Consider the following 13,730-nt stretch of genomic DNA (forward strand, 5'->3'; position numbering starts at 1 on the left):
ACCATTTTTTAAATATTTGAACCTTAATCAATCAAAAAATGATACAGTTACTATATAGACTTATAATGTTCACCGTCGCTTTTTACGGAATGAACATGTCAATTAAGGCTCAGGTAGACCAACATAAAGAGATATTTAATACTTTAAAAGTAAATGACAGTTTAATCTTTGAGCGTTCATTTAATAAATGTGAAACACACTATTTAAAACAGTTAATTGCTGAAGATTTTGAGTTTTACCATGATATTGGCGGACTTGAAACATCAAAAGAAGCTTTTATTAAAAGTATGAAAAATGGTATTTGTAATCCTAATAATAAAACCAAGTCTAGACGAGAATTGGTTGAAGGCAGCCTTGAAGTATTTTTACTAAAAGATAATGGTAATGTCTATGGGGCATTACAAAATGGAGTTCATAAATTTTTTGAAACAACCAACGGAAAAGAAGTTGCTGGTAGTATTGCTAAATTTTCACATTTATGGGTTTTAAAAAACGAAAAATGGGTTTTAAAACGTGTGATAAGTTATGACCATAAAATGCAAGAACAACCTATTGTAGATGGTGTGGAGATTTCTAATGAACTATTAGACACTTATATAGGCCAATATCAAGCTAAAGAAACTGGTTTGGTTGTGATATCTAGAACAGAAAAAGGATTGCACATAAACGCTGGACAAATGAGTGCAGATATTTATGCTAAATCTCCATCACTTTTTGCTCATAAGCAAGCTCCCTTAACCTTTGAATTTGTATCTGACTCTCAGGGAAAGATCACTAAATTCATCGTAAGAGAAAACGACAATATAGTTGAAGAAGCTATAAAACAATAAATCATCAAAAAACAAAAATCATGACAACATTAACAAAATTTACAATTGCAGTAATATTTAGCTTACTGCTAACATCATGCAACTTCGATATCAATTTTGATACTGGAGTTAGAGGAAATGGAAACGTATCAACAGTAGAGCGTACACTTGATGGAGATTTCGACCAAATTGCTGTAAGCAGAGGTTTAGATGTTTATTTAACTCAGAGTGACACGCCAATGTTAAAAGTACAAGCCGACGAAAACCTTCATGACATTATAATTACAGAAATAGACGAAGGTGTTTTAAAAATATATGCAGATAAAAACATTAGCCGTTCCGAAGCTAAAAAAGTAATGGTAAATGTAAAAGACATTAATCTTATTACATCAACAAGTGGTAGCGATGTATATTCTACAAACACTATCATTGCAGACAACTTGAAACTAGTAACGACTAGTGGAGCTGATTTAGAAATTGATATCGATGCCGAATCAACAACCTTAAGAGCTACAAGTGGTAGTGACCTAAAAGTGTCTGGGACTACAAATGATTTAAATGCTGAAGCGACTAGTGGAAGTGACATAAAAGCTAGAGAATTAAAAGCTCAAAACTGTACTGCCTCTGTAACAAGTGGCGCAGACATTATAGTAAATGCTGAGCAAAAACTTAAAGCTAATGCAAGTAGTGGTGGTGATATAAAGTACTATGGAAATCCAACAAATGTAGATACTAATGATGGCGTCTCTGGAAGTATTAGAAAACAATAGAATAACTTCAGTTCAAAGTAATTTGAGATGAAAAAAGTTATAAAAATCATACTTGTTTTTTTCGCGCTAATTTTACTCTTGTTCTTTACTAATGTTTTATGGAAATCTCCATCATTCTACAAGGCAGCTAAGCAACATACCTTAGAAACTCCTATAATGGATATGGTAGAGTACAAAAGCATTATCAATGAGCACCGCAGACCATATATTTATGAAGTAGCTTCAAAAAACAAAGGTAAAGTCATTGTCGTTGGTGTAGAACATATCAACGACCCATCAAATGCTCAATTTGATTCCATAAGACATTACTGGGATATGCATAAACCAAATATTGCTCTTGTTGAAGGTCGAATGGGGTTTTTATTTAAATGGTTACAAGATCCAATAGAGAGCTATGGTGAAAGTGGTTTAACATCTGATTTGGCTAAAAGAGATAATGCCGACTTATATACATGGGAACCAACAAGAGAAGATGAAATAGAGCTCATGATAAAAAAGTACCCAGCAGAACAACTAGCAATGTTTTATGCGCTTCGACCATTTTATGGTATACCAAAAGAGGAACGCCTTAACAATCCAGAAGAAATGCTACAACAATTGATTGAGGAGCGCACAGACTATGAGCATTTGAGGTATTCAATTACGTCTTGGAAAGATGTTGATAGTATCTGGAAGCAAGATTTTCCTGGTGATGATTGGCGAGATCATAGTTCAGCTTATGGATGGCCTGGCTATTTTCAAGACATTTGGAATAGCTCTAATCTCTCAAGAGATGAACATATGATTCATATTATTTTGGAGCAAGTAGATCAAGGTCATACTGTATTTGTCACTATGGGATCAAGTCATGCACCAAGAATCGAAAACACCTTAAAAACAGCCATAAAATAAACGTTTAACAACCAACTAATCAACCACTTTGAAACCATTTCAAGCTTAATTTTAAGTTTGGGATGGTTTTTGTTTATATTTGTTATAACACTTAATTTATAACAATGAAAAATGTTACCTTATTTCTATTACTCGTTTTGGGTTGTACTGTAACAAGTTTTGCTCAAGATACCGAAAAGGTAAAAGGTGATAGAAATTTAACCATTAAACAAACCTACATTGATGGTTTCAAGAAAATTATAGTTGGTGGAGATTTTAAAGTAGAGCTATTTTATAATAAAAAACCATCTGTAGAAATTGAAACCGACGACAACCTTCACGAGTATATTGACATACAAGTTATTGATAGCGTACTCACACTTACTACTACACGAGATATTAGAGCTAAAAAGCTCAATGTGAAAGTAAATTATGGAGATGCCTTCTCTGATATTGAAGTTAAAGATGATGGCGAAGTAAGATCACTAACATCTTTAGAACTAAATAATGCGACATTAAAGACCAGTGGTTCGTCTAGAGCATATCTAAATATTAAAGCAAATGATTTTAATTTTATTAGCTCAGATAAAACCAAAGTTAAATTAAACATTACAGCTACAAATGTCACTGCTGAAATAAGCGATAATACTAAAATGGATGCATTGATAAATGCTACAGATGCAAAAATCGACTTATACCAACGTGCTAATTCTGATGTTGAAGGAAATATAGAAAACTTAACACTTAGAGCAGATAACAATTCTCAATTTAATGGTAAAAACTTTACCACTAAAACATGTAGTGTTATTGCTGAAATTGCTAGTGATGTCTATTTAGAAGTGATTGAAGATATTGTTATTGAAGCAACAGGTTCAAGTGAAGTTTATCTCTACGGAAATCCTAAAATAACTATCAATAAATTTACTGATACCGTTAAACTTCAAAAGAAAGTAAAGTAATGGTTTAATAAGTATTAACAGATATATAAAAGCCCAAAGCATTAAAACTTAGGGCTTTTTTGTTATAGTTTTTTTATTAAAGATTCTAGGCGTGGTACCAACTCTTTAGGAATAGTCTCGGCATTACTAAGCCAAGTATGTGTATGTCCAATGTAAGTCATACCTAAATATTTTGCACTTTGAGTAAAGGGCATTTCAAAGCCCTCAAAAATTTCTTGATCAGACCCACAACTTAATGACCCCATTACTTTGCCTCTTAACTGTCTACCCATAGTTTTCTTTTCGCCAATCAAGACATCCGAAATCCTATCAAAAAAAGTTTTCATTTGGGCACTCATAGTATACCAATAAACAGGCGTTGCAAACAAAATTGTATCATAACGAAGTATCGACGTTAGTAAAGGGAGAAAATCGTCGTCTTCATTCTTTAATTCATAATCAAAATAACCAATATTGTAATCGGACAACACGACTAAATCGATCTCATTTCCATGAGAAATAAGATAATCAACAACTTTTCTGGTATGTCCAAAAGGTCGTGAACTTCCTAATATAATAATGGTTTTATGTTGCATATAAACAATAAATCCGAAGCTTGATATATTAAACTTCGGATTTTTTTACTTAGAAATTAACACCTAGTATACAGGAGTAGACACTTCAAAATCAGACTCTTTTGCCGCTAAATAGCGTTCTGCATCTAATGCAGCCATACAACCAGTACCTGCGGCTGTTACAGCCTGACGATATACGTGATCGGCAGCATCTCCAGAAACAAAGACACCTTCAACATTAGTTTTGGCAGTTCCAGGCACATTAATAATGTATCCTGTTTCATCTAATTTTAGATAATCTTTAAAAATATCAGTATTTGGTTTGTGTCCAATAGCTACAAAAAATCCAGTAGCAGGAATATCAAACTTCTCTCCTGTTTTATTATTAAATGCTCTAACACCAGTCACAACTTGACCATCACCTAAAACTTCTTCGGTTTCGGTATTGTAAAGAATTTCGATGTTAGGCGTATTGATCACTCGATTAGCCATAATCTTAGAGGCTCTAAATTCGTCTCTACGCACAAGCATAGTTACTTTAGTACAAAGTTTAGATAGGTAATGTGCTTCTTCTGCTGCACTATCACCAGCTCCTACAATCACAACTTCTTGATTTCTGTAGAAAAATCCGTCACATACAGCACATGCAGAAACACCACCTCCAAGTTTTAAATATTTCTGTTCAGATTCTAAGCCTAAGTATTTAGCCGAAGCGCCTGTCGAAATAATAACGGTTTGACAATGAATTTCCTTAGTATCATTTACCCATACTTTGTGAACATCTCCAGAAAAATCAACCTTTGTAATCCATCCATCACGAACATCTGTTCCAAAACGAGCCGCTTGGTTTTGTAATTCTATCATCATTTCCGGACCAGTAATTCCTTCTGGGTATCCTGGGAAATTTTCTACATCATTTGTCGTTGTTAATTGGCCTCCTGGTTGCGTTCCTTGGTAAAGTACTGGCGCCATATTTGCTCTAGACGCATATATTGCTGCAGTGTATCCTGCAGGTCCTGAACCTATAATTAGGCATTTTACTTTTTCTATTGTATCAGACATATTTTTGTTTCAATTTATTATAAGCAAAAGTAGGTTTTTTGATTAAAAACTTACATCAAAGTTATTAACAGTTATTATAGTATTATTTGATTTTTCAATGTCTTTAATTACGAATATGATTGTTTACTATTTTGATTATGAGTCTGTAATTTTAGATATAGTGTAAGTTTTTTTGTAAATTTAAAGTAATCACATCTTAAAATCATCATATTATGAAAGCTACTATTTCATCACTCCTAATTATACTGTTGATTTTTTCCTGCAAGGACAAACCTACTAATGACACTGAAGACACAACGATAGATATTTCACAAATTAATGTAAATTCCAATCCGCTTGAAGGTGCTTGGGAACTTGTTGGTTATTATAACTATGTGGATAATGAAGTGATAGATTCCTTTCGTACCAGCGAAGGTTACAGACAAGTAAAAATGTACACAGATTCTAAAGTCATGTGGAGCAAATATATCCCAACAGACTCTTCAGAATGGTTTGGATATGGTAGCTATACGGTTAATGGTAGTGAACTTGTAGAAATTTTAGAATATGGCTCAGAAATGATGAGTAAAATTATTCAGGAAAAGAAAGAATTTAAACATGAATTGATTATTAATGGTGATTCATTTAGTCAAATAGAGATTGATGAAGATGGTAATCGGATTTATGCTGAAAATTATAAGCGTATAGAATAATACTTTAACCTATTATAAAATAAAAAAAGCTAAACATTTTGTTTAGCTTTTTTTATTGGATTAACTGCGTTGATCCTGAATTTGGTTTGTTGGTTATTATTTATTCAAGAATATGTCCACCAGAATGATTGAGCATAGTTCCCGTCATATATCCTGCTAAATCAGAAGCAGCTAAAACTACTACATCAGCAGTTTCTTTTGTAGAAGGTAGTCGCTTTAAAGCAGTTTTTTGTTGTTCTATAAACCCTTGCATTTCATCTCTACTCATCCCCATATTTTCTCCCATAGTGGTAAAGGTATAGTCAATAGTAGGAGAATCTGGCATGGCTTCGGAACGCACTCCAATAACACGAACGCCTTCTCCACCCCATTCGGTTGCAAGACTTTTTACCAAACCTTCGGTGGCTGCATGAGATGCTGTTAATGCAGCACTCCAAGGAGAGCCAACTTTTGCCAAAGTAGAAGTGATGAAAATTATGACTCCATTTTTTTGCTTAGACATTATTGGAAAAGCTGCCTTAGCTGTTACAAATTGATTTGCTGTTGTCGTTTTTAGTGGTATAAGAAATTGCTCCAATGATACATCTAAGGCTGGTTTACCGTGATTATATTCCGCAGGATTTGATGCGCTAAGGTTAATCACGATATCTACCTCTACACTTTCACGTTCAAACCATGAAAAATATTCACTAACTTCATTTTCATCTAACGTGTCAACTTTTCTAATCTCACCCACTTCAGAAGATTCTATACCATCAACATTGATATCCGATAGATATATATTTGCACCACTTGCTTTAAAAGCTTTTGCTACTTTAGACCCTAAAGCCCCTTTAGCTCCAAAGATGAGAGCGTTTTTATTTTTCAATAATTGATTTTTCATTTTTTTATACATTGTTTTAATTATACTTCATGGCTTCATAGCCAAATATTTTTCTTAACAACCCTAACTGACCAATGGCATAAGATTCCCTATCTATTAAAAAAGAAATAGTATTCAGGAGGTTAGGTTCACCTAGTAATGGAGCGTCAAAAGGTTGTGGAGCTAAAAGTTCTTCTTTGGTTAATGCTGACAACCTATCTCTTAAAAGTGGAGTGATTCTGTTCCAATCTTCCTTAATGGGAACCAAATCGGGATAGGTTATGTGTTTTTGAATAGGTCTCTGGTCTTTGAACAAGTCATAGTAAACATCTTGTTCTTTTAACCCGATGTTATTACCCAATCGATATCTAACGGACACAAGGTTTCCTGCAAGCCATGCGATATGGTTTGTACTTTGATTGATTCTTTCTTGGGCATCATCTGGTCGTATATCTACTAAACAATTGAGATAAAGCTTACTGTGAAAATCATACTGCTCCAACAGTCGCACAATTGATAAGTCTATTTCCATATTTTAGGTTTTTGAATATTATTGTATATTTGACTGGTTGCAAAAAACAACTGGATAAATATACATAAAACTAATTGTATTTCACAACTGGTTTTATAATTAAATTAGTTTTGTATGAAAAATTGTAAGTCATATTGCCCGATGAATCAGGCTTTAGAGGTATTTGGAGACAAATGGACTTTATTGATTATCAGGGACATTATGTTTGATAGGAAGCGTTATTTTCGAGAAATGTTGAACTCCGATGAAAAAATAGCCAGTAATATATTAACCAATAGATTGACTAAACTTGAAGAATTTGGGATCTTGATTAAGACCAAAGATGCTCATCATAAACAAAAAAATGTCTATAGCTTAACGGAAAGAGGAATCGATTTAATGCCTGTGATGATAGAAATTGCAAATTGGAGCACCAAACATAGAGAAGTATCTGAGAAGGATAGAATTCATGTGGGTGAACTAATAGCTGGAGGACAAAAGTTACAGGATAAAATGCAGGATGCTCTTAAAAAAGAGTTGGAATTAGTTTCTAAAAAATAATATTATCCCCTTTTCAATATGAAACAATTAAATATTACAATAGTTCTATTAGTCTTATTTATTTTTATTGGCTGTCGTGAGAAAGTTGAAAATTTTAATACTAGCACAGACAAGAAAACCAATGAAATTCAATCCAATGAAATTTCTACAGCTTCTAAATCTTGGCTAGAAATTGTAAACAATAAAAATCTTATTGATATAAGAGGATATTATGCTAACAATGCTTTTAAGGTCATTTCTGCTGATAGTATAGTTACTGGTTCTTCGACAATAGCAGAATATTATATCAATAAATCCAATTTAATTACAGAAAGTAAAACCTTGTTTCTAACAGAAGCCAACAAAACTCAGGGTATCGATTATGAACTAATCAACTACAAAACTGAAGATTTAGAGGAATACATTCAGGTTGTGATTTGGAAACAAAATGATGACAAAAAAGTAAGGGAGTTTGAATACTCGGTAAAAAGAAACAAGGTCAATTCTAATGTCGATAAAGATGACATCTCAAAAAGAAGGGGTTTATGGATTGAACTATGCAATAAAAACAATGCAGAAAATCTGGTTAAAGAGCTTTATGCTAATAACGCAATCTATTTTAACCACAAACCTTTAGTCATTGGTACTGAAGCCATTTCTAAAGAATATCAATACATGAATAATAACAATTACAATCTAACTCTTGAACCTTTAAAAGTTGAAATGGTAACAGAGCATATCGCTTTCGAGATTGGACAATGTAAAGGCAGCTATGGAGGCAAATATGTTATTGTTTGGAAAAAAGAATCTGGTGAAAAATGGAAAGTTTTTATTGATTCAAACTTTTGAAATGTTACAACAGTAGAATATACTATGCATTGTTGTCATGAAGTTGGCAATAATTTTAAAAAGACAAGAATGAAAAAAAATCTTATAAGCTTATTTTGCATCACAATATTTTTATGTCAATGCAAATTGCTTGGTATAAAGAGAAAAATGTTAAGGTAGTCATCCTAATCAATAATAGACTTAAAACACGTCAACCCATTTGGGATGCAATTGAAAAAATATTGTATTAGATACTAGTAAGATAATGAGCCCAGAAGTATTTATTAAATCATATGAAGCAGCTTTAGGAACTCAGGATTGGAGAGCAATAGAGCCTTTAGTTTCTAAAAATGTAAGTGTTACCTTTTCTAATGGAACGGTTCACATTGGAAAAGAAAATGTTCAAAAAGCATTTGAGAAAAATTTTTCTTTAATTAAAAATGAAAAATATACCGTTGTAAATATTAAATGGTTGGTGAAAGATAAAAAGTGTGCGGTCTATTTATTCGAATTTAATTGGACTGGAATTGTAGAGGGTAACTCTGTATTTGGAAATGGAATTGGAACCTCCGTTTTAATAAAAGAAGATGCTAAATGGAAATTATTGACCGAACATTTGGGAAGAAAACCAGATTGATTCTTTTATAAAAAAGATTGGATATAGTTTTATTCACTTTAAAGGAAATTAAGGCTGAAATATACTTACGACTAGAATGAAACATTATGAGATGCCAAACCTCAACCTTGTAGAAATAAAAAAAGCTGAACATAATTGTTCAGCTTCTATGGTCGGGGTGGCAGGATTCGAACCTGCGACCTCCGCGTCCCAAACGCGGCGCGATAACCGGGCTACGCTACACCCCGAAATGGTTATCTTTACTATTAAATAACTAGGAAAATTAGCGGAGAGACAGGGATTCGAACCCTGGGTACCTATTTCTAGGTACGACGATTTAGCAAACCGCTCCTTTCGGCCACTCAGGCACCTCTCCAATTGTATATGAACTTTGCAATAAATTGCGGATGCAAAGGTAACTTATCATTACAAAGAACGCAACTATTTTTTAGATTTTTTTCTGTAAAATTTATTCAGGGTATTCAATTCTGAGATGGAATATGTTAGCTAACTTCATTTTAAGGACTTTCTTTATAGATTGAATCTCCTTAAAGGTAATATTGGCATTTAAAAATTGTCCATCCTCCATTTGTTTACTTATAATACTTTCAACAAACTTATCAATTTTAGTCGTTGTAGGTTCTTTTAAACTCTTAGAAGCTGCTTCAACACTATCACACATCATTAATATTGCAGTTTCTTTACTGAATGGTTGTGGACCAGGATATCTAAAATCACTTTCCTTAGTATCTTCATTAAGTTCTTTTTCCTTTCGATAAAAATAATACACCATACTCGTCCCATGGTGCGTTCTTATAAAATCGATAACTCTATCTGGTAAATTATTTTTTTTAGCAATCTCAATACCATCAAGTACATGATCTATAATAATATGAGTGCTTTCACGTGATGACAATTCATCATGAGGATTAATTCCTGTTGCCTGATTCTCTGTGAAATAAGTAGGGTTTTTCATTTTACCAATATCGTGATACAATGCTCCTACTCTAATAAGCATTGCATTAGCTCCTATTTCATTAGCTGAAGCTTCAGCTAAATTCGCAACATTTAGTGAATGATGGAATGTACCAGGCGCTTTATTTGCTAATTCTTTTAAGAGTTTCGTATTTGTATCTGAAAGTTCTAATAAAGACACATCAGAAACCAATCCAAATAATTTTTCATAGATATATATTAATGGTTGCACAAACAAAGTGGCTAATCCACCAAGAACGAAGAGACCAAAAGTAGAAGGATCTAAATTAGTGATATCACCTTCATGAATCACGAAAAAGGCAAAATACGCAATGATGTATATGAGTGTGATCTGTCCTACAGAAATAAATAAATTTGCACGTTTATATAATTCTGAAACCGTCAAAATGGTAACAATACCAGCTATGATTTGCAAAAACATATACTCATAACTATTTGGTACTATAAAACCTAGAAGCAATACAGTTAACACATGCGCAAATAGACCTAGTCGAGCATCAAAAAAAGCTTTTAATACTAATGGTAAGATACAAAGAGGTACTACATAAACATATTGAGAATTATAGTTAATGACCAAAGTGGTCAATAAGATCATTAATAGAATATTGAAGAAAATAAAAGTTACTTTAGTATTATCTAAAAAGACATCTATTCTATATTTCCGAAGAAATAATAAAAGCATTAACAATGCAAGAGCAACCAAGAGTGCATATGCAAAAACAATCAAATTATAGTTAGATTCATTCCATACTTGAGACTCGTATTCGGTCTCCAAAGACTTTAATACGTCATACTTATTACCTTCAACTAATTCACCTTTAGATATAATTAAAGTTCCTTTTTCGATACTACCTCTTACTGTCGAAATCTCCTCTATTTTCTCATCAAGTGCATTTTGAGTAAATGAGGTATTTAAGCTCAAATTAGGCTTAATAATGTTAAAAAAGAGCGAGACAAAAGTCGCATCAAACTTTGACAGATTATTGGCTTCTAACTTCTTCTCGATAACACTTCTAAATCCGTCAAATTTGGTAAGGTTAGAAAATTGAGTAACATTATATTGTGTTTGCTGATCTAATAAAATGACATTTTTAGCTCCTGAGTAATCATAAGCTTCATCCAAAACACCAACCTTATAAATATCATTTATTGCAGACTCACCTACTCTAAATAAGTTTCTATGCTTTCTAATGATGCTATCTGCAAATGAGGTTTTAAATTTTTCAGAATAATCTCTAAGTACAGTAGCCTTAACTGATGTATTGATATCAAAATAAATAGGACTATTTTCCGATGCCTCAATGCGCTCTTGCTGAATCTCATCTGAAGATTTCTTAATCGCAAAGTCAAAAGGCGCCAAAAGGCTTTCAGATTGCCATGGTTTGCCTTTATCAAAATCATATTTAAATTTCCCGCTCTTCGGAAACAAATAAACAATTAAAAATGTGGTACTTAAAAACAAAAGCACTTTATATAAAAGTGCATGATTTTTATACCATTTATTAATTAAGTCATTCATGATTACAACGATTAAAGCACTATTTAGTTATCGCATTTAATTAGTACTTATACTTTCAAAAGTAAGAAAATATAATAGAACTCATGTTATCGCTCTGAAGCTGTCTTTTTATTAAAAAATGATTAATTTTGCAGCTAGAAAACAAAATAGATTTAAAATGAGTAGAGACGTCGTAATTGTATCAACCGCAAGAACTCCTATAGGAAGTTTTTTAGGAGCTTTATCAACAATTCCAGCACCAAGATTAGGTGCTATAGCTATCAAAGGCGCTTTAGATAAAATTAATTTAAAGCCTGAAATGGTAGAAGAAGTTTTAATGGGAAACGTTGTACAGGCTGGAACTGGTCAAGCGCCAGCAAGGCAAGCAGCTATTTTTGCTGGCATTCCTGATACAGTACCATGTACTACAATAAATAAGGTTTGTGCTTCTGGTATGAAAACTGTTATGCAAGCTGCACAATCTATTGCACTTGGTGACACAGATATAGTTGTTGCTGGTGGTATGGAAAATATGAGTTTGATTCCGCATTATTATCATGCACGTTCAGCAACAAAATTTGGTCCTGCCAAAATGGAAGATGGCATGCAAAAAGATGGTTTGGTAGATGTATACGACCAGAATGCTATGGGTGTATGCGCAGATGCTTGTGCTGCAGAGTATGAATTTTCTAGAGAAGATCAAGATGTGTATGCTATTCAATCTTATAATAGATCTGCAGCAGCTTGGGATGCTGGTAAATTTGACAATGAAGTTGTACCTGTTGAAGTTCCTCAGCGTCGTGGCGAACCTATAGTTGTAAATAAGGATGAAGAGTATACTAATGTGAAAATGGAAAAAATTCCTGCATTAAGACCTGCCTTTACTAAAGATGGAACCGTTACTGCTGCTAATGCATCAACTATTAATGATGGTGCAGGTGCTATGGTATTAATGAGTAGTGAAAAAGCCAAAGAATTAGGATTACAGCCTTTAGCGACAATTAAAAGTTATGCAGATGCAGCTCAAGAACCAAAATGGTTTACTACTGCTCCTGCAAAGGCATTGCCAAAAGCCTTAGATAAAGCTGGTATTTCTCTAAATGATGTGGATTTTTTCGAATTCAATGAAGCCTTTTCAGTTGTTGGATTAGCTAACATGAAAATACTTGGATTAAATGACAGCAACGTTAATGTAAATGGTGGTGCAGTTTCATTAGGTCATCCACTAGGATGTTCGGGTGTTAGAATTATTATTACATTATTGAGTGTTCTGCAACAAAACGATGCTAAAATTGGAGCTGCTGCAATTTGCAATGGTGGTGGTGGTGCTTCGGCAATAGTAATTGAACGTAATTAATATAGTTTAATGCAATACGGAATTTGTAATCTAAGCATTGTTCCTCTTAGAATTGAACCTAGTGACCCAAGTGAGTTAGTATCTCAGGTACTCTATGGTGAAATTTTTAAAGTATTAGAGCAACGAAAATCTTGGAGCAGAATTCGGCTTGCATATGATAAATATGAAGGTTGGATAGATAATAAGCAGTATCTCGAGATTGATGAAGATACTTATAAGTCTATCAAACAACAAGATCATATACTATCAACTGATTTGATCGAGTTTATACAAGACAAGAATCAGCAATTATATACTATACCTTTAGGATCTTCATTAAATGGTTTAGACATATTAGAGCACAAATTTGATGGAAACTCTGTATCTTCTAAACAGGAAAAATCTAAGCTATTAAAAACCGCATTCACCTACCTTAATGCTCCCTATCTTTGGGGAGGAAAAACACCCTTTGGAATCGATTGCTCAGGATTTACACAAATGGTTTATAAGATTAACGGCTATCAACTACTTAGAGACGCTTCCCAACAAGCTACTCAAGGTCAAGCCTTAAGCTTTATTGAAGAAAGTGAACCTGGAGATTTAGCATTTTTTGATAATGCCGAAGGGTCAATTACACATGTAGGTATTATAATGGAAGATAATTACATTATACATGCACATGGAAAAGTAAGAATAGATCGCTTGGATCACTCGGGTATTTATAATGTAGACAAGCGAGTTCATACACATAAATTGAGAGTCATCAAAAAAATTATATAAAAAAAGCGATTAGTATAACTAATCGCTTTTTTTAATGTATTCTGAAT

General features: G+C 33.1%; 15 protein-coding genes and 2 tRNA genes. 10 read left to right on the forward strand and 7 right to left on the reverse strand.

What is annotated here, in order from left to right:
• Nucleotides 1-38: 38 nt before the first annotated feature.
• From Q0783_RS07445 to Q0783_RS07460, 4 genes are all read left to right on the forward strand, one after another.
• A complete protein-coding gene (locus Q0783_RS07445; protein ID WP_298894281.1) occupies nucleotides 39-830 on the forward strand; it encodes a nuclear transport factor 2 family protein in 792 nt (263 codons plus the stop codon).
• A 20-nt stretch (nucleotides 831-850) separates the two neighbouring features.
• The gene (locus Q0783_RS07450) at nucleotides 851-1,579 is read left to right on the forward strand and encodes a head GIN domain-containing protein (RefSeq protein ID WP_298894282.1); all 729 of its coding nucleotides are present in this window, start codon (nucleotides 851-853) and stop codon (nucleotides 1,577-1,579) included.
• A 27-nt stretch (nucleotides 1,580-1,606) separates the two neighbouring features.
• Nucleotides 1,607-2,470, forward strand: a complete 864-nt coding sequence (locus Q0783_RS07455; protein ID WP_298894283.1) for a hypothetical protein — start codon at nucleotides 1,607-1,609, stop codon at nucleotides 2,468-2,470.
• 104 nt (nucleotides 2,471-2,574) lie between these two features.
• Nucleotides 2,575-3,408, forward strand: a complete 834-nt coding sequence (locus Q0783_RS07460; RefSeq protein WP_298894284.1) for a DUF2807 domain-containing protein — start codon at nucleotides 2,575-2,577, stop codon at nucleotides 3,406-3,408.
• Nucleotides 3,409-3,470: 62 nt separating this feature from the next.
• On the opposite strand, the gene Q0783_RS07465 is transcribed toward Q0783_RS07460, so the two are convergent.
• On the reverse strand, nucleotides 3,471-3,983 hold the full coding sequence (locus tag Q0783_RS07465) for an NAD(P)H-dependent oxidoreductase (RefSeq protein ID WP_298894285.1): 513 nt from the start codon (nucleotides 3,981-3,983) through the stop codon (nucleotides 3,471-3,473).
• Nucleotides 3,984-4,046: 63 nt separating this feature from the next.
• Nucleotides 4,047-5,024: a thioredoxin-disulfide reductase gene (gene trxB, locus Q0783_RS07470; RefSeq protein ID WP_298894286.1), complete on the reverse strand. Its 978-nt coding sequence runs from the start codon at nucleotides 5,022-5,024 to the stop codon at nucleotides 4,047-4,049.
• A gap of 212 nt (nucleotides 5,025-5,236) precedes the next feature.
• On the opposite strand from trxB, the gene Q0783_RS07475 reads away from it, so the two are divergent.
• Nucleotides 5,237-5,716 carry a hypothetical protein gene (locus Q0783_RS07475; protein WP_298894287.1) on the forward strand — a complete coding sequence of 160 codons (480 nt, stop codon included), beginning with the start codon at nucleotides 5,237-5,239 and terminating at the stop codon, nucleotides 5,714-5,716.
• Between the two features lie 100 nt (nucleotides 5,717-5,816).
• Here the strand turns inward: Q0783_RS07475 and Q0783_RS07480 are convergent, their stop codons facing one another.
• Both Q0783_RS07480 and Q0783_RS07485 read right to left on the reverse strand, forming a co-directional pair.
• Complete coding sequence (locus Q0783_RS07480) at nucleotides 5,817-6,599, reverse strand: SDR family oxidoreductase (protein WP_298894288.1); 783 nt, start codon at nucleotides 6,597-6,599, stop codon at nucleotides 5,817-5,819.
• 16 nt (nucleotides 6,600-6,615) lie between these two features.
• Nucleotides 6,616-7,110 (reverse strand): DinB family protein, encoded by a 495-nt coding sequence (locus tag Q0783_RS07485; RefSeq protein ID WP_298894289.1) that lies wholly within the window; start codon nucleotides 7,108-7,110, stop codon nucleotides 6,616-6,618.
• Between the two features lie 114 nt (nucleotides 7,111-7,224).
• Here Q0783_RS07485 and Q0783_RS07490 point away from each other — a divergent pair, with 114 nt between their 5' ends.
• The 3 genes from Q0783_RS07490 (at nucleotide 7,225) to Q0783_RS07500 (ending at nucleotide 9,094) form a co-directional block, all read left to right on the forward strand.
• Nucleotides 7,225-7,650, forward strand: coding sequence for a helix-turn-helix domain-containing protein (locus Q0783_RS07490; RefSeq protein WP_298894290.1), 426 nt, complete (start codon nucleotides 7,225-7,227; stop codon nucleotides 7,648-7,650).
• Between the two features lie 18 nt (nucleotides 7,651-7,668).
• On the forward strand, nucleotides 7,669-8,478 hold the full coding sequence (locus Q0783_RS07495; RefSeq protein WP_298894291.1) for a hypothetical protein: 810 nt from the start codon (nucleotides 7,669-7,671) through the stop codon (nucleotides 8,476-8,478).
• Nucleotides 8,479-8,722: 244 nt separating this feature from the next.
• Nucleotides 8,723-9,094, forward strand: coding sequence for a nuclear transport factor 2 family protein (locus Q0783_RS07500; protein ID WP_298894292.1), 372 nt, complete (start codon nucleotides 8,723-8,725; stop codon nucleotides 9,092-9,094).
• 149 nt (nucleotides 9,095-9,243) lie between these two features.
• On the opposite strand, the gene Q0783_RS07505 is transcribed toward Q0783_RS07500, so the two are convergent.
• The 3 genes from Q0783_RS07505 to Q0783_RS07515 all read right to left on the reverse strand — a co-directional run bounded on the left by Q0783_RS07505 (nucleotide 9,244) and on the right by Q0783_RS07515 (nucleotide 11,588).
• Nucleotides 9,244-9,321 (reverse strand) — tRNA-Pro (locus tag Q0783_RS07505).
• Nucleotides 9,322-9,360: 39 nt separating this feature from the next.
• Nucleotides 9,361-9,449, reverse strand: a tRNA-Ser gene (locus tag Q0783_RS07510).
• A 93-nt stretch (nucleotides 9,450-9,542) separates the two neighbouring features.
• Nucleotides 9,543-11,588 (reverse strand): HDIG domain-containing metalloprotein, encoded by a 2,046-nt coding sequence (locus tag Q0783_RS07515; protein WP_298894293.1) that lies wholly within the window; start codon nucleotides 11,586-11,588, stop codon nucleotides 9,543-9,545.
• A 157-nt stretch (nucleotides 11,589-11,745) separates the two neighbouring features.
• On the opposite strand from Q0783_RS07515, the gene Q0783_RS07520 reads away from it, so the two are divergent.
• On the forward strand, nucleotides 11,746-12,924 hold the full coding sequence (locus Q0783_RS07520; RefSeq protein ID WP_298894294.1) for an acetyl-CoA C-acyltransferase: 1,179 nt from the start codon (nucleotides 11,746-11,748) through the stop codon (nucleotides 12,922-12,924).
• 9 nt (nucleotides 12,925-12,933) lie between these two features.
• Nucleotides 12,934-13,683: a C40 family peptidase gene (locus Q0783_RS07525; protein WP_298894295.1), complete on the forward strand. Its 750-nt coding sequence runs from the start codon at nucleotides 12,934-12,936 to the stop codon at nucleotides 13,681-13,683.
• Nucleotides 13,684-13,730 lie beyond the last annotated feature (47 nt).

The organism is uncultured Psychroserpens sp., from assembly GCF_947500255.1.
Lineage (GTDB): Bacteria > Bacteroidota > Bacteroidia > Flavobacteriales > Flavobacteriaceae > Psychroserpens.